The following is a 21,405-nucleotide window of genomic DNA, read 5'->3' as shown; positions in this document are numbered from 1 at the left end:
ACCAGCGGCCCCCTCGCGGCCATGGCGTTGCGCGCAATATCCGTTGCGCCGGAGAGCGGTTCGATCATGAGTAGGCAGCGCGAAGGAGGAACGCTTCGCGCTCCCAGCCTTTATTCACAGCAACGGGTCACGCACATTTTCGGGGGAACATCATGGCGGAAGCATCCGCGCCTGCGGGTAGCAAACCGAAACTCGCCAAAAGCCTAAAGCTTTTCGACGTCTATGCGGTGGCCACCGGCGCGATGTTCTCGTCCGGCCTCTTCCTGTTGCCCGGCATCGCCGCGGCGCAAACCGGCAATTCGGTCTGGCTGGCCTATCTCGTCGCGGGCCTGATGATCCTGCCCGCCATGTATTGCATGGCCGAACTGTCCACCGCCATGCCGCGTTCGGGCGGCACCTATTTCTTCCTCGACCGCAGCATGGGGCCTTTGATGGGCACGGTCGGCGGTTTGGGATCGTGGGTCGCGGTGGTGTTCAAGAGCGCCTTCGCCCTCGTCGGCATGGGCGCGTATCTCGCGCTCTATATCGATCTTCCGATCACGGTGACCGCCATCGCGCTGACCATCGCCTTCGGACTGTTGAACATGTTCGGCGCGAAGGAGACCACGCTGTTGCAGCGCATCCTGGTGGGCACGCTGGTCGTAATCCTCACCGCCTTCTGCATCTTCGGTCTCGCGCGGACGGGCATCGCCGACGCCTTCGCGCCCGAGCCCGGCTATGGCAGCTTCTTCCGCGACGGGTTCGGCGGCTTCTTCGCCACGATCGGGTTGGTATTCGTATCGTATGCGGGCCTGACGAAAGTCGCCAGCGTGGCCGAAGAGATCGAGAACCCCGATCGCAACATCCCGCTCGGCATGACGCTGTCGCTCGCCACGGCGACGGCGATCTACACTTTCGGAACGCTCGTGATCGTCACCGTCATGCCGCCCGACGAACTGTTCGGAAGCCTGACCCCGGTTGCCGATGCCGGCTCGCGCTTCCTCGGCTGGCTGCCCTACGATCTGGGCGTCACGCTGATCGTGGTGTCCGCCGTCGCCGCCTTCGCTTCCACCGGGAATGCGGGCATCATGTCCGCCTCGCGCTATCCCTATGCGATGGCGAAGGACAAATTGCTGCCCGCCCGTCTCGCGCGTCTAGGCAAGAGCGGTACGCCGATCCTGGCGATCGCCATCACCGTCCTCGTCATGATCGCGGTCCTGATCGTCTTCGACGTCGAATCGGTCGCCAAGCTCGCCAGCGCCTTCCAGCTCCTGCTGTTCGGCCTCGTCTGCCTGGCCGTGATCGTCATGCGCGAAAGCCGGATAGACAGCTACAGGCCGGGCTTCCGCACTCCGCTCTATCCGTGGGTGCCGATCGCGGGCGTTTTGCTCGCCTTCTGGCTGATCCTCGAAATGGGCGCGGTCGCGATCCTGTTCACCATCGCCCTGTCCGTCGTGTGCGGCCTGTATTACCAGTTCTACGCCTCCAAGCGCGTGAAGCGGCGCGGCGCGATCTTCCACATGCATCGCCATCTCGGCCACAACACGTTCGAAGGGATCGAGCACGAGCTGACCGCGATCGTCCACGAACGCACGCAGCCCCAGAACCTGAGCTACGAAAGCGTGGTGGCGCGCAGCGCGCTGATGGACCGTACGCGCGGCACTTACGATCGCAAGGCACTGATCGAGGAGATGGTCAGCGTCGGTCAGGACCGCTTCGGCATGAGCGAGGAGGCGATCCGCAACGTCTTCGAAGGCGAACGGATGGACGTGCACGCCATCCGGCCCAACATGTATCTCGCCTACAAGACCGTCCCCGATATCGAGGAATCGCAGCTCTTCATCTTCCGCTTCGGCAGCCGCGCCAGCGTCGACATCCTGGGCGCGCGCAACGTCCACACGCTGATGTATCTGATCCTGCCCGAAGAGCCCGCCGGGCTCGATCTCAGGATCGTCGGCCACCTCGCCGAAGTGGCGCAAAGCGACCGGTTCGAGGAACGCTGGCTGGCGGCGAAGGACGAGAACGAGCTGGCCGAAGTGCTCGTTCGCGACGATCATTTCGTACGCGAGCGTGCGGAAAAGATCCCGGCCCTGGCTTCGCAACTCGAAGTCCCGCTACGCGAGGTCGATCTGCCCGGCTCCTGCCTCGTCATGATGATCGAGCGCGCCGGACAGCTGATGATCGCCAAGCCGCGCCTTGAGCTGAAGGCAGACGATCTCGTCTCGATCCTGGGCGAACCCGAAGATCTCAGCCTGCTTTACGATCCGACCTACCTGGACCGATCGGAAGATTGATGGCGGAGAGGGTGGGATTCGAACCCACGGTACGGTTGCCCGCACACTGCATTTCGAGTGCAGCGCATTCGACCACTCTGCCACCTCTCCGCATAGTGCGCGATCATCGGGCCGTGGCCCGATCGGCATCCCCGGTCGTTTGGGAGCCGCGCCGTTAGCGCAGGGCCGCGGACTTGCCAAGGCAATTATACGCGCTCCGCAAACGATAACCGTGGACGACCCCTTTCCCGCCCTTGTGCCCACGCGGCCGCACCCCATATCCAACATCTATGGAACGCGCCCTGTTCTTCTCTCCCCAGGCCGGTCGCACGATCGACGCCCCCGCCCTTCTCAAGACACGCTTCGCCATCGGCGATGTCGTGCGGCACCGCATGTTCGATTTTCGCGGTGTGATCTTCGATATCGATCCGGTCTTCGCGAACAGCGAGGAATGGTACGATTCGATTCCCGAAAGCATTCGGCCCGATCGCGATCAGCCCTTTTACCACCTCTTCGCCGAGAACGAGGACGAGAGCTACGTCGCCTATGTCAGCCAGCAGAATCTGGTGCGCGATGCGGCGAATGGCCCGGTCGACCACCCCGAAGTCGCGCGTCTGTTCGATGGCTTCGCGCAAGGCCGCTATCGCATGCAGCGGGCCCTCACTCACTAAAAACCATTCACTGATGGTGCGGAAGCGCCAGCTTCAGGCCTTGATCTTCCAGCCCGATTTCAGCAGCTTGTAGCAGATGACGGCCAGCGCCAGATTGAATGCGCCCAGCCCGATTCCCGCCCAGACCACCGGCATCGTGCCCGCGCCGATATCGCTTGCGCCGAGGAATCCGTACCGGAAGCCCGAGATAACGTAAAAGAACGGGTTGAGACGGCTGATCGTCTGGAAGAGCGGGGCCAGATTGTCGATCAGGTAGAACGTGCCCGAAAGGAGCGCGAGCGGCGCCACCACGAGAGTCGTTATCGCCGCATTGTGATCGAATTTCTCCGCCCAGAGCGAGGTGACGAGGCCGAACAGGCTCAGCATCGCGGCACCCATCAGGCCGAACCACACGATGGCGAGTGCTCCGCCCCAGCCCGCCAGATGCAGATCTGCGCCGGGATACAGCGCGATCGCCAGGGCCAGCGCCGCACCCACTGCCACAGCGCGCGTCATCGCTGCGAGGACGATGCCCGCCATCAGCTCGCCTTCGGAAAGCGGGGGCATCAGCAGATCGATGATCGTCCCCTGGATCTTGCCCGACAAAAACGAGAAGCTCGCATTGGCAAAGGCGTTCTGCATCATCGCCATGACAATCAGGCCCGGTGCGATGAAATCGGCGAAGGGCACGCCCAGCACACTGCGATCGCCGCGCCCCAGGGCCACGTCGAAGATCACCAGAAACAGGACCGTACTGACCGCCGGACCCCAGATCGTCTGCGTCTGGACCTTGAGAAACCGGCGAACCTCCTTAATATAGAGGCTCCAAAGGCCGATGCGGTTGATGCCGGTGATGACCGGTTGTCCGCGCGGCGCAAAGCGAGTCCTTCCCGCATCCCCACCCGGCACGAATGTGGCATCGGTGTCGGCTGCGAACGCGGCGGGACTTGATTGGGGAGTCTGGGCTTGATCGGCCATGATGGCGCGACTAGGCCCTGGCACCCGCGCTGGCAAGGCTTGCCCGGCCCGGTCGTCCCGCAAATTCGCAGCGGGCACGCTGCGGCCTCAGACAGGATACGATTGACGCATGAGCTGGACCGACGAACGCATCGCGACGCTGAAGAAAATGTGGGAGGGCGGCTCCACCGCCAGCCAGATCGCGGAGGAATTGGGCGGAGTCAGCCGCAATGCCGTCATCGGCAAGGCGCATCGCCTGGGCCTGAAGGCGCGCCCGTCTCCGGTGAAGGCCGCCGAAAAGAAAGCTGCGCCAGCCAAGAAGGCGGCACCCGCCGCCAAGCCCGCAGCGGCGAAGAAACCCGCCGCCAAGAAGGCCGCGCCGACACAAGCACCTGCGCCCGCAGCCGCTCCGGCGCCGACGCCTGCCCCAACTGCACCTGCGCCCGCCGCTGCGGCTCCGCCGCCCGTTAACAATTCCGCCAACGCAGGCGGCGCCACGTCGCAGCCGATGCCCAACAAGCAGTCGGATTCGCCCAAGATCGTTTCGGTCGGCCCGGGTGGCTTCCTGCGTCAGGGCCCCGGCGATCAGCAGCCGCCGATCCCGCCCGCGCCGCCGCGCCGCCTGGTGCCCGCCAAGCCCAGCCCGGACATCGCCGACAAGACCAGCCTGCTGGATCTGAGCGAAAAGGTCTGCCGCTGGCCGATGGGCCATCCGGGCGAGCCGGATTTCCATTTCTGCGGCGAAGCGGTCAATCCCGGCTTCCCCTATTGCGTCGAACATTGCGGGCGGGCCTATCAGGCACAGCTGCCGCGCGGTGCGCGACGTCCTCCGCCCCCGCTGCCGTTCGGCGGTCCGCGCGTGCGCTGATGGTATTACCCGTGCGGATCCGCCCGCACGGGCCGCGCCCGGTCGAATTCGGGCAGCCGTAACTGCGGCGTTAACGCTGTCGCTTAAGCGAACCATAGCCCCGAAGCGGCAATATATTGCCGGGGCCGTCGCAGCGTGCGAGAGAGCCCCTTAGGGGACACGGAAGCGCACGGATGGATTGGGCGAGTTTCACGATCGGGGCATGGACCGCCTGCATGCTCGCCTTCGCGGCGGGCGCGGCGGGCCTTTATTTCGTGATCGGACGCCAATTCCTGCTCTGGATCAGCGCGCGCCTGCTCGCGATCGGCCTGCTCGCCTTCACCTTTCCGCCAATGGCGGGTTTCATCTTCGCCGATCCGCAGGCGCTGCTCGTGGCACGTCTCGTCGCTACCGATGTGAGCATCGCACTCGCGGGACCAGTCATGGCGACCTATCTCGAACGCTCGCTCGGACTCAATCATTTGCGTCGGCTGTTCTGGGGGGTCTTCCCGATCGGCCTCGGCCTCGCGCTATGCGCACCGCTGATCGCGCGGGATATCCTCCCGCTGTGGCTGCACAGCGCTGTGGTGCTGGTGATGGTGCTGATGATGACGTTTGGCCTTTGGTCCGCGATCCGCCAGAAAAGCCGTCCCGCCCTGTTCCAGTCGATCGCCTGGGGCCCCGCCATCGCGGTCGGTCTGGTCGCTATCTATAGCGAGCTTATACTGGGAGGCCCGCTTCCCTTCTATGCCCAGGCCATGCTGGCTGCCTTGATGGTCGAGTTGATAGTGACACCGATAGGCATCGGCGACGGGTTTCGGATCGTGCAGGACCAACGCGACCGTGCTCTTGTCGGAATGCGCCAGGCGACCGAAGCCAGCGCGCTGGACCCCCTCACCGGGATTGCCAATCGGCGCGGACTGGAACATCGCTTCACTTCCTGCGCGGTGCGGCCCGTCGGCATCGCGGTGCTGGATTGCGATCTCTTCAAGCGCATCAACGACAATTTCGGCCACGATACGGGCGATAGGGTGCTCGTCGCCGTCGGCGCGGCGCTCGGTGCGGGAGAAAACATCTTTCCGGCGCGCATGGGGGGCGAGGAATTCGTCCTGCTTCTCTATGGCGAAGACTGGCGGCGCGATGCCGAAGCCGCCAGGCGAAACATCCCGGCCGTGGTGGCGCAGCGCGTTCCGGAACTGCCCTTCCCCGTCACTGCCAGTGCCGGGCTGTCGGCCGTACTGGCCGAAGAAACCCTCGAAACCGCGATCAGGCGCACCGACAGGGCGCTTTACGCCGCCAAGGATGCCGGGCGGGACCGCTCGATCGCGCTGACCGATTTCCGCCGCCATCTCACCCGTCTCGAAGAAGTCGCCTGACCCCGTCCGCAAGTCCTCAAGGAACCGCTATGCCCATCTCGCTCCACGCAGCCTTCGTTCCCAGCGCATTGCAGATCATCGGCAGCACGCGCGGCCTGATCGATACCGCCGACACATGGTGCGATGAGCAAGGCCGCGCTGCCGAGACGGTGCTGGGCGCACGCATCTACGAAGACATGCTGCCATTCGCCTATCAGGTGAAAAGCGTCGCCGTGCACACCCAGTCCGCGATCGCAGCGTTGAACGAAGGCCGCTTCAGTCCCGACATGGCGCCCCCGCCAGCCAGCTTCGACGGTCTGCGCGCGCAGCTGGACGAGGCCAGGGCCGCGCTGGAAAAGGTTGGCGTGGAAGAACTCGAAGAAAAGATCGGCCAGGAGGTCCGCTTCGAATTCGGCAAGCTGTCGCTTCCCTTCGATGCCGAGGATTTCCTGCTGAGCTTCAGCCAGCCCAATTACGCGTTCCACGCCGCCACGGCGTACGACATTCTGCGCATGCTGGGCATCAAGATCGGCAAGACCGATTTCCTCGGTCGGTTGCGCATGCGGCGCTAGGTCGTTTCGACCCTGTTGCTCAACTCTTGCGAGCAAACCAGATCGTGTGGCGCGGGCCCTTATTGTTGGGCCGTGCGCGTACCGCGCGGACATCCACGGCAAAGCCCGCTTCCTTCAATCGCACGGTGAACTTGTGGTCCGGCGCGGCGGACCAGATCGCCAGGATACCGCCCGCATTCAGCGCTTCGCGCGCCTTGGCGAGGCCGGTGCGGGTATAGAGCCGACTGTTCTGGTCGCGCACGATTCCATCGGGCCCGTTATCGACATCGAGAAGGATCGCGTCCCACTTGGGCAGCGTGCCGTCATTGGCATCGTCGATCAGCGCCGCGACATCGCACAGGACCACCTCGCCGCGCGGATCGGACAGGGACCGTCCGGTAAGTTCGGACAGCGGCCCGCGCGCCCAATCGAGGATTTCGGGCACGACTTCCGCCACCGTCACGCTGCCACCCTCCGGCAGATGCGCCAGCGCGGCTCGAAAGGTGAAGCCCATGCCATAGCCGCCGATCAGCACCCGTGGCTTCGGACGCGCCAGTTCGGCGAGCGTGAGCTCGGCCAGCTGTTCTTCGGAGAACTGCATCCGCGTCCCCATCAGCTCGTCCCTGCCGAGCATGATGACGAAATCGCGTCCGTGGGAAATCAGGGTCAGCGTGTCGCCGCCGGGTATCTGCGCAGTGGCAAGGGTTTCGCGAGGAAGCATGGCGACAGGCTCTAGCGCCGCGCTCGCTGCGATGCACGTCGGAACTGTCCGGCCTGGGCAGCGGTTGATCGGGTAGATACGAAGGAGACACCCCTATGCCCAACCAAGCTCGCATCGCCATGGTCGAAAAAGCCGGAGCGGATTTCGAAATCGTCGAGAAGACCATCGACGATCCCGGCGCGCATGAAGTGCTGGTCGAATTGGCCGCAGTGGGCGTGTGCCATACCGATCTCGCCGTGCAGAACGGCGATCTGCCGACGAATTTCCCCGTCGTGCTCGGGCATGAAGGTGCCGGTACCGTCAAGGCCGTGGGCGAGCATGTCCGCGATCTGGCGCCGGGCGACAAGGTGGTCCTCTCCTACGGATCGTGCGGCCATTGCCGCCCCTGCGAGGAAGGCGATCCAGCCTATTGCCAGGATTTCAACGCACTCAATTTCATGAACAAGCGGCAGGGCGACGAGGACGCGGTTTTCGCGGACGGGCCCAACGCCGCCTTCTTCCAGCAATCGAGCTTCGCCACGCTTTCGATCGCGCATGAACGCAATGTCGTGAAGATCGAGGAGGATGTCGACATCTCGCTACTCGGCCCGCTGGGCTGCGGCATCCAGACCGGCGCAGGCGCCGTGTTGCGCACGGCTAAGCCCCAGGCGGGTTCGGCCCTCTTGGTCTCGGGCGTCGGCAGCGTGGGTATGTCGGCGGTGATGGCGGCCCGCCTTGCCGGGTGCAGCACGATCATCGCAGTCGATATGAATGCCGAACGCCTGAAGCTCGCAAAGGAACTGGGCGCGACGCATTCGATCGAGGTGTCGAAGGACACCGATCTCGGCGAAGAAGTCCGCAAGATCGTGGCCGAAGGTGTCGATTACGCGATCGAGTGCAGCGGCAATGCCAGTGCCGCGCGCGCCGCCTGGGGCAGCCTTGCCAAGCGCGGCACCATGGTCGTGGTCGGCGCGCCGCCTTCGGGCACAGATTACAGCTTCGATGCCAACGAACAGATCCTGTCGGGCCGCAAGATCGTCGGCTGCGTGGAGGGCGATTCCAAGGTCAAGCAGTTCATCCCCGAACTGGTGCGCCTGCACCTTCAGGACCGCTTCCCGTTCGACCGGCTGGTGAAGCGCTACAGCTTCGACGACATCAACCAGGCGGTTAAGGACCTGCATGACGGCAAGGTGATGAAGCCGATCCTCGAAATGGGCTGACCGCCAGCAGAGAGAAACTGCCGACACGAAAAAGGGGCCGCAGCATCGCCGCGGCCCCTTTTCTGTTGGTCCATCCGAAGGATCAGTCCTTCAGGAAGTCCGGCACATGCGCCGGTCCATCGTTGGAGCCGCCATCGCGGTTGCCGCCCCGGTCATTGCCGCGTCCGCCGCCGCGACCACCACGGTCGCCGCCACGGCCACCGCCGCCGCCGCCACCACGCGGGCCACGGCGATCGCCGCCACGGCCGCCGCCGCCTTCACGCGGTTCGCGCGGAGGACGGGTGTCCTCCAGCTCTTCGCCGGTTTCCTGGTCGACCACGCGCATCGACAGGCGGACCTTGCCGCGATTGTCGATTTCGAGGACCTTGACCTTCACTTCCTGGCCTTCCGACACGACGTCGGTCGGCTTTTCGACGCGCTCGTTCTTCATTTCGCTGACATGGACGAGACCGTCCTTGCCGCCCATGAAGTTCACGAAGGCACCGAAATCGACGATGTTTACGACCTTGCCGTTGTAGATCTTGCCGACTTCCGCTTCTTCGACGATGCCTTCGATCCACTTCTTCGCGGCTTCGATCTCGTCGGCATTGCTCGACGAAATCTTGATCGTGCCCTCGTCGTCGATGTCGACCTTGGCGCCGGTTTCGGCGACGATCTCGCGGATCACCTTGCCGCCCGTGCCGATCACGTCGCGGATCTTGGACTTGTCGATCTGCATCGTCTCGATGCGCGGCGCGTGCTTGGACACGCCCGAACGCGACGAGCCGAGCGCCTTGTTCATTTCGCCCAGAATATGCGCGCGACCGGCCTTGGCCTGTTCGAGCGCCTTGGTCATGATCTCCTGCGTGATACCGGCGACCTTGATGTCCATCTGGAGCGAGGTGATGCCCTTTTCCGAACCCGCGACCTTGAAGTCCATGTCGCCGAGGTGATCTTCGTCACCCAGAATGTCCGACAGGACGGCGAATTCGTCGCCTTCGAGGATGAGGCCCATGGCAATGCCGGAGACCGGACGTTCGATCGGAACGCCGGCGTCCATCATCGACAGACACCCGCCGCAGACCGTCGCCATCGAGGACGAGCCGTTGGACTCGGTGATGTCGCTCAGAATGCGGATCGTGTAAGGGAAGTCTTCGTGGTTCGGCAGAACCGGGTGCAGCGCGCGCCAGGCAAGCTTGCCGTGGCCGGTTTCGCGGCGGCTGGTGAAGCCGAAGCGACCCACTTCGCCGACCGAATAGGGCGGGAAGTTGTAATGCAGCATGAAGGGCGAATAGGAGAGCCCTTCCAGCCCGTCGATCATCTGCTCGGCATCCTTGGTGCCCAGCGTGGTGGTGCAGATCGCCTGCGTTTCACCGCGGGTGAACAGCGCCGAACCGTGCGTGCGGGGCAGCAGGCCGACCATCGCTTCGATCGGGCGGACCTGATCGAGCTTGCGCCCGTCGATACGCTGGCCGTCCTTGAGGATGGCGCCGCGCACGATCTCGCTTTCCAGCTTCTTGACCGCCTTGTTGGCGACCATCTGGGTCTGCGGTTCTTCGTCGGCAAAGGCTTCCTTGGCCTTGGCGCGGGCGGCGTTGAGCGCGTCCGAGCGAGCCGACTTGTCGGTCAGCTTGTAGGCAGCGGCGATGTCGTCACCGACGATGCCGCGCAGCTTTTCCTTGATCGCCGAGGTATCGTCCGACGTATCCATGTCCCACGGATCCTTGGCGGCCTGTTCGGCCAGATCGATGATCGCACCGATGACCTTGCGGCTTTCCTCGTGCGCGAACATCACGGCGCCGAGCATTTCCTCTTCGGTCAGCTCCTTGGCTTCGGATTCGACCATCATCACCGCGTCCTGCGTGGCGGCGACGACGAGGTCGAGGCGACCCTCTTCGTCGAGCGCGCTGGAAAGCGACGGGTTCAGTTCGTATTCGCCATTGCGGAAGCCGACGCGAGCGGCGCCGATCGGGCCCATGAAGGGTACGCCGCTGATGGTGAGCGCGGCCGAAGCGGCGATCATCGCGACGATATCGGGCTCGGTCTCGCCATCATAGCTGAGAACCTGCGCGATAACGTTGATTTCGTTGTAGAAACCTTCCGGGAAGAGCGGCCGCACGGGGCGGTCGATCAGACGGCTGGTGAGCGTTTCCTTCTCCGTCGCGCGGCCTTCGCGCTTGAAGAAGCCACCCGGGATACGACCCGCAGCGGAGAATTTTTCCTGATAGTGCACGGTCAACGGGAAGAAATCCTGCCCTTCGCGCACGCTCTTGGCGGCGGTCACGGCGCACAGCACCACGGTTTCGCCATAAGTGGCCAATACGGCGCCATCGGCCTGACGGGCGATGCGGCCGGTTTCCAGAGTGAGGGTCTTTCCGCCCCACTCCAGCGATACGGTTTTCGTGTCGAACATGTATTTTCCTTAACGATCCCGCGCGCCACATTGCGTCGCGGGGCCTACTGTGCCGGGTATTCCGTCCCGGTCCGGTCCGAGGCTTTTCGCCTCCATGGTCCGCACCCTGCCGTATTGCACGGGTGCCGGATAAACGAAGGGGCGACAATCGAGCCGCCCCTTCGCAAAAACTCTTACTTACGCAGACCCAGCTTCTGGATCAGGGCGTTGTAGCGCTCGACATCCATCTTCTTGAGGAAGGCGAGCAGCTTGCGCCGCTGGTTGACCATCATCAGGAGACCACGACGCGAGTGGTTGTCCTTGTGATTGTCCTTGAAATGCTCGGTCAGGTTGCGGATGCGTTCGGTCAGGATGGCGACTTGGACTTCGGGAGACCCAGTGTCGCCCTCGCTCTGGGCGTTGTCCTTGATGATTTCCGCTTTGCGTTCGGCGGTTACCGACATGTATTCTACTCCGCGACATCGGGAAGGTTGAAGCCCCGCACGACCCTGGCCGTGCCGCCTTCGATCTCCATCAAGGCGATCGGGACAGCGCCCAGTTTCGCGAAATGGAGCCCATCGGGCTGGGACAATTCCGACAAGACCCGGCCCTGGCGGACCGCCTGCGCGCTTGTCGGGTCGAGGGGTAGGACCGGGATGTCGTCCAGTCCGGCCTCCAGCGGCAGGAAAAGGTGTTCAAGTGGCGCGCCCTTAGCGATTTCCTCAAGAGTGTCCAGCGAAATCGCCTGTTCCTCGCGGAACGGCCCGGCCTTGATGCGCCTGAGATAGGTGACATGCCCCACAGTTCCAAGCGCGTGTGCGATGTCCCGTGCAAGCGAACGGATATACGTCCCCTTGGAAACATGCGCGACGAGTGTGACGCTATCGGCGAGTTCCAGCGGCGCTTGCGGATCGTAAGGGTCAGGCCGACCGAGCGTGGTGGCGAAGGACGAGGCCGGAAGCGGTTCGACTTCGCCCGTATCGTCAACAGGTTCCCGAAACGGGCGTAAATCGTGCACCGTCACGCGGCGGGTCTTCATCTCGACCTCCTCGCCCGCGCGGGCGAGGTCGTAGGCGCGCTTGCCGTCGATCATGAGCGCGGAATATTTGGGCGGGACTTGCTCGATCTCTCCGGTGAAATGGTCGAGCACCGCCGCTACCGCCGCCATCGGCGGGCGCCGGTCGGACGTGCGCACCACCTCGCCTTCGGTGTCGAGCGTGTCGGTCTCTTCGCCGAACTGAATGGTGAAGGCGTATATCTTGTCGCTGTCGAGCATGCGCCCGGCAAGCTTCGTCGCCTCGCCCAATGCGATCGGAAGCACCCCTTCGGCCAGCGGATCGAGCGTGCCGCCATGGCCGACCTTGGTCTTCGCATGGCCGCCCTGCCGCAACACGCGCTTGACCGCGCCGACCGCCTGGGTCGAGCCCATCCCGCGCGGCTTGTCGAGTATCAGCCAGCCGGAAGCGGGGTGACTCATCCCGCTATCCCCCGTGCCACCGCATCGGCGATCCCGGCGAAAACCTGTTGTGCCCACATCACGGGCGGGAGGACCACATTCTCAACGATCCCGCTATCGGGAAAGGCCCACGTCGCCGCGATCAGGACAATAAAGAAGACCATGCCCAGCCCCTGCGCCTTCTGCCAGTGACGGGCATAGCGCCGGGGGAGGAGGCCGCCGAGGATGTGCGAGCCGTCGAAGGGCGGGATCGGCAACAGGTTGAACAGCGCGAGAAAGACATTGATCAGAATAAAGGTGCCTCCCGCCGTCACCGCCCAGTCGGGCAGCGCCTCGCCCGCATCGAAGGCGAGACCCGCGAACACGCCCACCAGCACCGCACCGATCAGCGCCAGAACGAGGTTCGTCCCCGGCCCCGCCGCCGCGACTGCCATCATCCCAAAGCGCGGATTGTTCAGCCGCCGCGCATTCACCGGCACCGGCTTCGCCCAGCCGAAGATCGGCCCGCCGAACAGCGCCAGCGCGCCCGGCACCAGCAGCGTGCCGATGGGATCGACATGGCGGATCGGGTTCAGGGAAAGCCGCCGCTGCTCCTTCGCCGTCGGATCGCCGAGCATCAGCGCCATCCAGCCATGCGCCACCTCGTGGAAGACGATGGCGACGATCAGGCACGGCACCAGGATCGCGGCGAGAAGGAGGGTTTCGGTCATGGGGCTTAGATAGGATGCGCGCGGTCAGCCCGCCAGCGCGCTGGTGAAATGCTTGCGGCAAAGCGCGACGTAGCGCTCGTTGCCGCCGATCTCGGTCTGCTCGCCCGCGCGGACGGCCTTGCCGCTTTCATCGACGCGCAGATTCATCGTCGCCTTGCGCCCGCAATGGCACACGCCCTTCAGTTCGACCAATTTGTCCGCAATGCCCAGCAATGCGGCGGAACCGGGGAAGAGCTCGCCCTGAAAATCGGTCCTCAGGCCATAGCAGATCACCGGAATGCCCGCTTCATCCGCCAGCCGCGCGCATTGCCAGACCTGATCGCGCGTCAGGAATTGCGCCTCGTCGATCAACACGCAATCGAGCGGTTGCGCATCATGCGCCGCGCGGATCGCTTGCCACAGGTCGGTTCCGGGATCGTAGAGATGCGCATCCGCCTCCAGCCCGATGCGGCTCCTGACCATGCCCTCGCCACGTGTATCGAGCCGCGCGCTCCATACCATCGTGCGCATGCCGCGCTCGCGATAGTTGAAATCGGCCTGCAACAGCGTGGAGCTCTTCCCCGCATTCATGCTGGCATAGTAGAAATAGAGCTTGGCCATCAGTCCTCGTCGAGGTCGCGGGCCACCTTGGGATCGCTCAGCAACCGTTCGATCCGGTCGGCCTCGTCGAAGCTCTCGTCGGGCTGGAAACTCAGGCGCGGGGCGAATTTCAGCCCCAGCCGCTGCGCGACCTCCTTCTGGAAGAACGCAGTGTTGGTGCGCAGCGCTTTCAGCACTGCCGTCTCGTCCTCGCCCATCAGCGGCTTCACGTAAGCCTTGGCGTTTCTGAGGTCCGGCGTCATCCGCACCTCGGTCACGCTGATGGTATGCGCGCGCAGCACGTCGTCATGCGCCTCGCCCCGGGCGAGCAGTTCGGACAGGATATGCCGCACCCGCTCCCCCACCTTGAGGACGCGGACGGATTGCTGTTCGGACGAAGACGCGTGCTTTGCCATCGCGGGTCGGCGAGCGGACTAGAGAGTCCGCTCTTGCTCCGTCACCTCGAACACTTCGAGCTGGTCGCCTGCGCGGATGTCGTTCGTATCCGCCAGTACCACGCCGCATTCGAGACCCGAGCGGACCTCGTCCACATCGTCCTTGAAGCGGCGCAGCGAGGCGATGGTTGTGGCCGAGACGATGACGTCGTCGCGCGTAAGGCGCGCATGGACGCCCTTGCGGATGATGCCTTCGACCACGAGCAGGCCTGCCGCCTTGTCCTTCTTGCCGGACTTGAAGACTTCCTTGACCTCGGCGCGGCCGATGACGTTCTCGACCTTGAGCGGCCCGAGTTCGCCGAGCATTTCCTTCGTGATCTCTTCCGTGAGGTGATAGATCACGTCGAAATACTTCATCTCGACATTGTCGCGCTTGACCAGTTCGCGCGCCTTGGGATTGGGACGCACGTTGAAGCCGATGATCGGCGCATTGCTGGCGGCGGCCAGCTGCACGTCGCTTTCGGTGATGGCACCCACCCCGGCGTGCAGGACGCGCACCTTGATGTCGTCGTTCGACAGGTTGTGGAGCGCCGAATTGATCGCTTCGACCGAACCCTGCACGTCCGCCTTCACCAGCACCGGGAATTCGATCACGTTCGACTGGAGGCCAGCGAACATGGTGTCGAAATTGGTGGGGGCGAGCGCGGTGCGCTTCTCGGTCGCCTTGGTCTGGCGGAACTCCGCGACCTCGCGGGCGCGCTGTTCGTTCTCGACCACGGTGAGCGTGTCGCCTGCATTGGGCACGCCGCCAAGGCCCAGGACCTCGACCGGCATGGACGGCCCGGCTTCCTTGATCTGCTTGCCCTGATCGTTGACGATCGCACGGACACGGCCGCTCTGGGTGCCGACCACGAACGTATCGCCGCGCTTCAGAGTGCCGCGCGTGACCAGCACGGTCGCGACCGGACCGCGGCCCTTGTCGAGCTGCGCTTCGATCACGGTCGCCTCGGCCTCGCGATCGGGGCGCGCCTTCAGTTCGAGCAGTTCGGCCTGAAGATTGATCGCCTCGAGCAATTCGTCGAGCCCGGTCTTCTCCTTCGCGGAGATTTCGACATCCTGCGTGTCGCCCGACATCTTCTCCACGATCACTTCGTGTTCGAGCAGGCGATTGCGGATATTGTCCGGATTGGCTTCGGGCTTGTCGACCTTGTTGATCGCCACGATCATCGGGACGCCGGCGGCCTTGGTGTGATTGATCGCCTCGATCGTCTGCGGCATCACGCCGTCGTCGGCAGCGACAACCAGCACCACGATATCGGTGACATTGGCACCGCGCGCACGCATTTCGGTAAAGGCGGCGTGGCCCGGCGTGTCGAGGAAGGTGACCGCGTCGCCCTTCTTCGTCTTCACCTGATAGCTGCCGATATGCTGGGTAATGCCTCCGGCTTCACCCTTCACCACATTGGCACCGCGCAGCGCGTCGAGCAGGCTGGTCTTGCCGTGATCGACATGGCCCATGATAGTGACGACCGGCGGACGCGGACGCAGCGTCTCTTCGGGATCGTTGTCCTCTTCGTTGACGATGTCGACATCGGCTTCGGACACGCGCTGGACGTTGTGGCCGAACTGATCGACCAGCAATTCGGCGGTATCCTGGTCGATCGTCTGGTTGACGGTGACCATCATGCCGAGATTGAACAATTCCTTCACCAGATCCGCGCCCTTTTCGGCCATGCGGTTGGCGAGTTCCTGCACGGTGATCGCCTCCGGCACGACCACGTCGCGAACCTGCTTCTCGCGCGGCTTGCTGGGGCCGCCATGCGTGCGACGTTCCTTTTCGCGAGCACGCTTGAGCGCGGCGAGCGAACGGGCGCGGCGGCCCTCGTCCTCGTTCAGCGCCTTGGTGACCGACAGCTTGCCGGAACGGCGCTTGTCGGGACGCTCCGCAGTCGTCGCGGTGCGCGACTTCTTGTCGTCCTTCTTGGGCTTTTCGGGGCGCTTGGGCTCAGGCCGGGCGACCGGCGTGAATCGACGCGGCGCGGGCGCGGCCGGAGCATCGGCGGCGGCTTCCCCGGCTGCGGCATCGCCCGTTGCGGCATCGGAGGACGCCTCCTGCTCGCTCGCGGACGCTGCCTCGGCGTCCTTCTCGGCGCGGGCGGCAGCATCCTTTTCGGCCTGCTGCTCGGCTTCCTTCTGCGCTTCCTTTTCCTGCGCCTTGGTCTCGGCGCGCTTCTTCTCGTCCTCGACGGCCTGTTTCGCCTCGCGCTCCTCACGGACGCGCGCTTCCTCGGCCATGCGCAGGCGGTCTTCCTCGGCCTCGCGCTGGAGGCGGGCGACGCGTTCCTGTGGCGTCTCGTCGGACGGCGCGGGACGCTTGGGCGCAGGGGCCTTCGTAACCGGCGCGGGCGCCGGGGCCGGAGCGGGGCTCGGCGCTGGAGTTTGTGCCGGAGCGGGCGCAGGCGCCGCTTCGGGAGCCGGTGCGGGCGCAGGCGCGGCCTCGCCGGGCTTCACGAGCTTGCGGCGGCGCTTCACCTCGACCGCCACCTTGTTGGTGCGGCCATGGCTGAAGGTCTGCTTGACCTCGCCCGGCTGGCTGCCCTTGAGGGACAGCGGCTTGCGGGCAGGTTTCTTGTCGTCGTCGCTCATCTAGCTCGTTCTTTCTTCCGTATTCGTCTCGCGACCCGCCCCGATGGGGGCCGCCGCGTCGTCATTCATATCGTTCGCGCCCCGATCCGCGTTCGGTGCGGCGCCTGGGGTTGCGCCTGAGGCCGCGCCTGAGTCCGCGTTCCGGGCGGGAGCATCGGATGCGCTCCCGGTAAAATGGACCAGTCGTTGCAGGAGTCCTGCGATCCGCGCCGCCGCCGCGGGATGCCCCACGGCCAGATGCACCACGTTCTCGCGGCCCAATGCCACAGACAGCGCCATCCGGTCCAGCGGCAAGACGAGGCCGCGATCGCCGCTGCCTTCGCGCTCGCTTCCGACGCGCCAGGCCTGGTCGAGCTTCTTGCGCCCGTCCTCGCTCGCATCTTCGGCGTGGAACAGCAATGCAACCGCCCCGCCGCGCGCCGCTTCGGCGATGCGCTGGGCGCCCAAGATAATACTTCCCGCCCTCAGTTCCAGTCCCAACCGGTCCAGCAGGATGCGGGCCAGAGCGTTTTCGATCTTTTCGGGCAGATCGGGCGGAATTTGGAGATCGCCGGACTTGAACGCCCGCGCCAGCGCCGCCTTCAGACGGCCTTTCGCGGTGGCATCTTCCAGTTCCGCGCGCGTCACGCCGATCCAGGCGCCCCGCCCCGGTGCCTTGGCCTGCACATCCGGCAGGACCAGGCCCGAAGGCGATACGGCAAGCCGGATCAGCCCCTCGCGCGGCGAGGATTCGCCTGCAAGGATGCAGCGCCGCTCGCTCTGCTTGCGGTCGGCACGCGCAGCCTTCCGGCCCTCGCCCCCATCAGGGAACGAAGCCGGTTCGGCTCGGTCTGTCTGGGACGCTAGGCGCTCATTGTTCGGAGTCCGCATGCGCGGCCTCCTGTGTTTCGGCGACAGGGGCGGCCGCAGGCTCTTCATCCTCGAACCAGTGTGCGCGGGCAGCCATGATGATCTCATTGCCCTGCTCTTCGTTCAGACCGAATTCGCCGAGCACGCCGCCCTTGTCTTCAGGACGCTGCGCGGGACGGCGCATCGGCGGGCCGCTCATATCCCCGGGCGCCGGCTGGCGGCGGCGCGGCGCTTCGCGCTTCTTGGCGATCAGTTCGTCGGTGGCGAGATCGGCCAGATCGTCGAGCGTCTTGATCCCGGCCTTACCGAGCACGACCAGCATCTGTTCGGTCAGATGCGGCAATTCCGCCAGATCGTCTTCGACGCCAAGCTCGCGGCGCGTTTCGCGATGCGCGGCTTCCTGGCGCTCGATCGCTTCCAGGGCACGGCTCTGCAGTTCCTCGGCCAGCTCCTCGTCGAAGCCTTCGATAGCGGCCAGCTCGTCCAGTTCGACATAAGCCACTTCGTCCAGCTCGGCGAAGCCTTCGGCCACGAGCAGCTGCGACAGCGTCTCGTCCACGTCGAGCTCTTCCTCGAACATCTTGGAGCGTTCGGCGAATTCCTTCGACCGCTTCTCGCTCGCCTCTTCCTCGGTCATGATGTCGATCTGGTGACCGGTCAGCTGGCTGGCGAGGCGCACGTTCTGGCCGCGGCGGCCGATTGCGAGAGACAGCTGGTCGTCAGGCACGACGACTTCGATGCGGCCCTCTTCCTCGTCAAGCACGACGCGTGCGACGGTGGCGGGCTGGAGCGCATTGACGATGAAGGTCGCCTGCTCTTCGCTCCAGGGGATGATGTCGATCTTTTCACCCTGCAATTCCTGGACGACCGCCTGGACGCGGCTGCCCTTCATGCCGACGCAGGCCCCGACCGGGTCGATCGAGCTGTCATGCGAGATAACGCCGATCTTGGCGCGGCTGCCCGGATCGCGGGCGGCGGCCTTGATCTCGATGATGCCGTCATAGATTTCGGGCACTTCCTGCGCGAACAGTTTGCGCATGAAATCGGGCGCGGCGCGGCTGAGGAAGATCTGGGGCCCGCGATTGTTGCGTTCCACCTTGGTGATCAGCGCGCGCACGCGCTCGCCCACACGGGCGGCTTCGCGCGGGATCTGCTGGTCGCGGCGGATGACGCCTTCGGCCCGGCCCAGATTGACGATGACGTGGCCGAATTCGACCGACTTGATCACGCCGGTGATAACTTCGCCCGCGCGGTCCTTGAATTCCTCATACTGGCGCTCGCGCTCCGCGTCGCGGACCTTCTGGAAGATGACCTGCTTGGCCGATTGCGCATCGATGCGGCCGAGATCGACCGGCGGCAGCGGGTCGACGATGAAATCGCCGATCTTGGCATCGTCCTGAAGCTTTTGCGCGGCCTTGAGATCGACTTCCTTGAAATAGTCCTCGACCTCCTCGACGACTTCGACGACGCGCCACAAGCGCAGGTCGCCGCTGTTCGGATCGAGCTTGGCGCGGATGTCGTTCTCGGCGCCGTAGCGGGCGCGCGCGGCCTTCTGGATCGCCTCTTCCATCGCTTCGATCACGATGGATTTGTCGATCATCTTCTCGGATGCGACCGAATTGGCGATCGCGAGGAGTTCGGCCTTGTTGGCGGAAATGGCACTGGCCATCAGTCGTCTGCCTTTTCTTCAGTTTCGACGATTTCGTCGGCGCCACTCGTATCGAGCGGCTGGGTGGCGGCGATCAGCGCGTCGGTCAAGACGAGCTGCGCCGAATGAATCTGTTCTCGCGGTACGCTGGTTTCGCCCGCCTTGCGATCGACGACGGTCACCATGCCATCCTCGATACCCTTGAGATCGCCGCGCAAGGTGCGCTGGCCGTCCCAGGCCTTGTCCATGCTGATCTTGACCTCGTGCCCGGCCCAGTCGGTGAAATCCTTCACGCGGGTCAGCGGGCGGTCGATTCCCGGCGAGCTGACTTCGAGGTGATAGGCCCCGTCGATCAGCACTTCGCCCTCTTCTTCGAGCGTATCGATCCGGTCGGAAATACGGCGCGACAGAGCGGCGCATTGTTCGATCACGAGCTGACCGGTCTTGGGATCCTCGGCCATGACCTGAAGGGCCTGCCCACCGTCTCCGGCTTCGGACGGCATCATCTTGACGCGCACAAGTTCGAAGCCGAGCGCTTGGGCTTCGGGTTCGATCACTTCGGTCAGACGCGCCAGATCGGCCATTCGTTCTCCAAATCTCAAAGACACCGCAGCGACAGAGCTGCGTGGCCGGCCCCTCGCGGCGCCAGCCCCTCCAGTGTCGCGACAATGTCGGGATGCGTGTGAGATAGAGCGAACGGCTCCGACTTGCAAGTCGGAAACGGATAGGGCACCCAATCATCTGTTTAGTGGATGGGGTGAAAATGAAGGTTTCGACAGTAATCTTGGGGATGTCGGCTTTCGCGCTATCGGCGTGTGGGGCAGACGAGAGCGGCAATGACTTGGTAGTCGGAAGCGAAAATCAGACCCGAACCGTGTTCGTGACGCTTGACGGTGCAAAAGACGACATTTTCCCAATGCTGACCGCTTTGGGTGAAGAAGATCTGGTCATCGAGACGACGCATTCGCAATTTCGTGCAGATCAGAATATTCAGGCCGTCGAAATCCGCTTCAACGATCGCATTTCTCAGGAACGTCTCGATCAGCTCAAGCGAGAAGCGACGGCCAAGGGATTGGATTATAAAACGCGCATCGTAACCGAGTTCAGCTGATCAACCATCCTCGCCCAGCCCGTGCTTCTTTATGCAGTGACGCAGCTGGTCGTAGCTGAGGCCCAGCGCCTTGGCGGTCTGGCGCTGATTCCAGCGATGCTTGCCAAGCGCGTGTTCGACGATCGCGCGCTCGTGTTCGTCCACCGCGGCGCGTAGATCGGCGATCGAATCGTAATCGAGCGCCGCTGGAGCCGCCGCAGTCGCCCCAGTCGCCATTGCCGCCCGCTTGTCCGACGGCAGGGGTAGGGGCGCAGGCTTCCACGGGCTGTCGAACGGATCGAAGATGACGTGCCCGATGGGCGTTTCCCAATCGTCCCAGCGATAGACCGCACGTTCGACCACATTGCGCAATTCGCGGACATTGCCCGGCCAGGCGTACTGCTCCATCTGTTCGCGGACATGGTCGGCAAAGCCGGGCCAGCCGTCCCAGCCGATCTCCGCCGCCATGCGCCGCCCGAAATATTCGGTCAGGACCGCCACATCGCCCTCGCGCACCCGCAGGGGAGGCAGCGTGATCACTTCGAAGCTCAGGCGATCGAGCAGGTCGGCGCGGAAATCGCCGCGTTCGGCCTTGGTCGGCAAATCTTCGTTGGTGGCCGCGACGATGCGGACATCGACCCGCACCGGACGGCTCGCGCCGATGCGCGTCACCTCGCCATATTCGACCGCGCGCAGCAGGCGCTCCTGCGCGCCCATCGACAGCGTGCCCAGCTCGTCGAGGAACAGCGTGCCCTTGTCCGCTTCCTCGAACCGGCCCACGCGCTGCTTGGTCGCGCCGGTGAACGCGCCCGCCTCGTGGCCGAACAATTCGGCCTCGATCAGCGTTTCGGGCAGAGCGGCGCAGTTCATCGTCACCAGCGGTTCGTCCCAGCGGGTGGACAGGCGGTGGAGGCGTTCGGCGATCAATTCCTTGCCGGTCCCACGCTCCCCGATGATCAGGACAGGCCGGCGCATCGGCGCGGCGCGGCTGGTCCGCTCCACCGCATCGAGAAACGCCCCCGACTGCCCGACGAATTGATTTTCCCGCTCCATTCCCATGGATTAGCGAAAATCCCCACATCTTGGCAACCGACACCAGCATGTCGTTCGTCGAATTACAAGATTTCTT

The 21,405-nt window shown here is 64.4% G+C and carries 20 protein-coding genes and 1 tRNA gene; 7 read left to right on the top strand and 14 right to left on the bottom strand.

The genetic code is table 11. The annotated features are described in order from the left end of the window. Positions 1-152: 152 nt before the first annotated feature. Positions 153-2,273: an amino acid permease gene (locus J7347_RS00340; protein WP_209160328.1), complete on the top strand. Its 2,121-nt coding sequence runs from the start codon at positions 153-155 to the stop codon at positions 2,271-2,273. On the opposite strand, the gene J7347_RS00335 is transcribed toward J7347_RS00340, so the two are convergent. Further along, positions 2,274-2,363, bottom strand: a tRNA-Ser gene (locus J7347_RS00335). Between the two features lie 179 nt (positions 2,364-2,542). On the opposite strand from J7347_RS00335, the gene hspQ reads away from it, so the two are divergent. Next, on the top strand, positions 2,543-2,923 hold the full coding sequence (hspQ, locus tag J7347_RS00330) for a heat shock protein HspQ (RefSeq protein WP_209160326.1): 381 nt from the start codon (positions 2,543-2,545) through the stop codon (positions 2,921-2,923). 33 nt (positions 2,924-2,956) lie between these two features. Here hspQ and J7347_RS00325 read toward each other — a convergent pair whose 3' ends face one another. Beyond that, a complete protein-coding gene (locus J7347_RS00325) occupies positions 2,957-3,880 on the bottom strand; it encodes an ABC transporter permease (RefSeq protein WP_209160324.1) in 924 nt (307 codons plus the stop codon). Between the two features lie 109 nt (positions 3,881-3,989). On the opposite strand from J7347_RS00325, the gene J7347_RS00320 reads away from it, so the two are divergent. The 3 genes from J7347_RS00320 to J7347_RS00310 all read left to right on the top strand — a co-directional run bounded on the left by J7347_RS00320 (position 3,990) and on the right by J7347_RS00310 (position 6,633). Beyond that, positions 3,990-4,727: a GcrA family cell cycle regulator gene (locus tag J7347_RS00320; RefSeq protein ID WP_209160322.1), complete on the top strand. Its 738-nt coding sequence runs from the start codon at positions 3,990-3,992 to the stop codon at positions 4,725-4,727. 173 nt (positions 4,728-4,900) lie between these two features. After that, the gene (locus J7347_RS00315; RefSeq protein WP_209160320.1) at positions 4,901-6,082 is read left to right on the top strand and encodes a GGDEF domain-containing protein; all 1,182 of its coding nucleotides are present in this window, start codon (positions 4,901-4,903) and stop codon (positions 6,080-6,082) included. Positions 6,083-6,111: 29 nt separating this feature from the next. After that, on the top strand, positions 6,112-6,633 hold the full coding sequence (locus J7347_RS00310) for a DUF1993 domain-containing protein (RefSeq protein ID WP_209160318.1): 522 nt from the start codon (positions 6,112-6,114) through the stop codon (positions 6,631-6,633). Positions 6,634-6,652: 19 nt separating this feature from the next. Here the strand turns inward: J7347_RS00310 and J7347_RS00305 are convergent, their stop codons facing one another. Beyond that, positions 6,653-7,333: a spermidine synthase gene (locus tag J7347_RS00305; RefSeq protein WP_209160316.1), complete on the bottom strand. Its 681-nt coding sequence runs from the start codon at positions 7,331-7,333 to the stop codon at positions 6,653-6,655. A 95-nt stretch (positions 7,334-7,428) separates the two neighbouring features. Here J7347_RS00305 and J7347_RS00300 point away from each other — a divergent pair, with 95 nt between their 5' ends. Beyond that, a complete protein-coding gene (locus J7347_RS00300) occupies positions 7,429-8,532 on the top strand; it encodes an NAD(P)-dependent alcohol dehydrogenase (protein WP_209160314.1) in 1,104 nt (367 codons plus the stop codon). An 82-nt stretch (positions 8,533-8,614) separates the two neighbouring features. On the opposite strand, the gene pnp is transcribed toward J7347_RS00300, so the two are convergent. The 10 genes from pnp to rimP all read right to left on the bottom strand — a co-directional run bounded on the left by pnp (position 8,615) and on the right by rimP (position 19,770). After that, positions 8,615-10,924, bottom strand: coding sequence for a polyribonucleotide nucleotidyltransferase (pnp, locus tag J7347_RS00295; RefSeq protein WP_209160312.1), 2,310 nt, complete (start codon positions 10,922-10,924; stop codon positions 8,615-8,617). Between the two features lie 173 nt (positions 10,925-11,097). Continuing rightward, the gene (gene rpsO / locus J7347_RS00290; RefSeq protein WP_067679500.1) at positions 11,098-11,367 is read right to left on the bottom strand and encodes a 30S ribosomal protein S15; all 270 of its coding nucleotides are present in this window, start codon (positions 11,365-11,367) and stop codon (positions 11,098-11,100) included. Positions 11,368-11,372: 5 nt separating this feature from the next. Further along, positions 11,373-12,380, bottom strand: a complete 1,008-nt coding sequence (truB, locus tag J7347_RS00285; protein ID WP_209160310.1) for a tRNA pseudouridine(55) synthase TruB — start codon at positions 12,378-12,380, stop codon at positions 11,373-11,375. Beyond that, positions 12,377-13,069, bottom strand: a complete 693-nt coding sequence (locus J7347_RS00280; protein WP_209160308.1) for a site-2 protease family protein — start codon at positions 13,067-13,069, stop codon at positions 12,377-12,379. Before J7347_RS00280 ends, truB begins: the two co-directional genes overlap by 4 nt. A gap of 24 nt (positions 13,070-13,093) precedes the next feature. Beyond that, complete coding sequence (locus J7347_RS00275) at positions 13,094-13,669, bottom strand: thymidine kinase (RefSeq protein WP_209160306.1); 576 nt, start codon at positions 13,667-13,669, stop codon at positions 13,094-13,096. Continuing rightward, on the bottom strand, positions 13,669-14,064 hold the full coding sequence (gene rbfA, locus J7347_RS00270; RefSeq protein WP_067679510.1) for a 30S ribosome-binding factor RbfA: 396 nt from the start codon (positions 14,062-14,064) through the stop codon (positions 13,669-13,671). The genes J7347_RS00275 and rbfA overlap by 1 nt, the downstream gene beginning before the upstream one ends. Positions 14,065-14,082: 18 nt before the next feature. Continuing rightward, a complete protein-coding gene (gene infB, locus J7347_RS00265; protein ID WP_209160304.1) occupies positions 14,083-16,689 on the bottom strand; it encodes a translation initiation factor IF-2 in 2,607 nt (868 codons plus the stop codon). Then, positions 16,690-17,559, bottom strand: coding sequence for a DUF448 domain-containing protein (locus J7347_RS00260; RefSeq protein ID WP_209160301.1), 870 nt, complete (start codon positions 17,557-17,559; stop codon positions 16,690-16,692). It lies immediately after the preceding gene. Continuing rightward, entirely contained in the window at positions 17,540-19,207 is a 1,668-nt protein-coding gene (gene nusA / locus J7347_RS00255; RefSeq protein WP_209160299.1) for a transcription termination factor NusA, read from the bottom strand. The genes J7347_RS00260 and nusA overlap by 20 nt, the downstream gene beginning before the upstream one ends. Further along, positions 19,207-19,770 carry a ribosome maturation protein RimP gene (gene rimP / locus J7347_RS00250; protein WP_209160298.1) on the bottom strand — a complete coding sequence of 188 codons (564 nt, stop codon included), beginning with the start codon at positions 19,768-19,770 and terminating at the stop codon, positions 19,207-19,209. Before rimP ends, nusA begins: the two co-directional genes overlap by 1 nt. A gap of 179 nt (positions 19,771-19,949) precedes the next feature. On the opposite strand from rimP, the gene J7347_RS00245 reads away from it, so the two are divergent. Then, the gene (locus J7347_RS00245; RefSeq protein WP_209160296.1) at positions 19,950-20,297 is read left to right on the top strand and encodes a hypothetical protein; all 348 of its coding nucleotides are present in this window, start codon (positions 19,950-19,952) and stop codon (positions 20,295-20,297) included. Here J7347_RS00245 and pspF read toward each other — a convergent pair whose 3' ends face one another. After that, entirely contained in the window at positions 20,298-21,329 is a 1,032-nt protein-coding gene (pspF, locus tag J7347_RS00240) for a phage shock protein operon transcriptional activator (RefSeq protein ID WP_209160293.1), read from the bottom strand. Between the last annotated feature and the right edge of the window lie 76 nt (positions 21,330-21,405).

Source organism: Erythrobacter sp. A6_0, assembly GCF_017744235.1.
Taxonomy (GTDB): Bacteria; Pseudomonadota; Alphaproteobacteria; order Sphingomonadales; family Sphingomonadaceae; genus Qipengyuania.
Note: the sequence above shows the minus strand (reverse complement) of the source record. Positions and strands in the feature narration are given on the sequence as shown.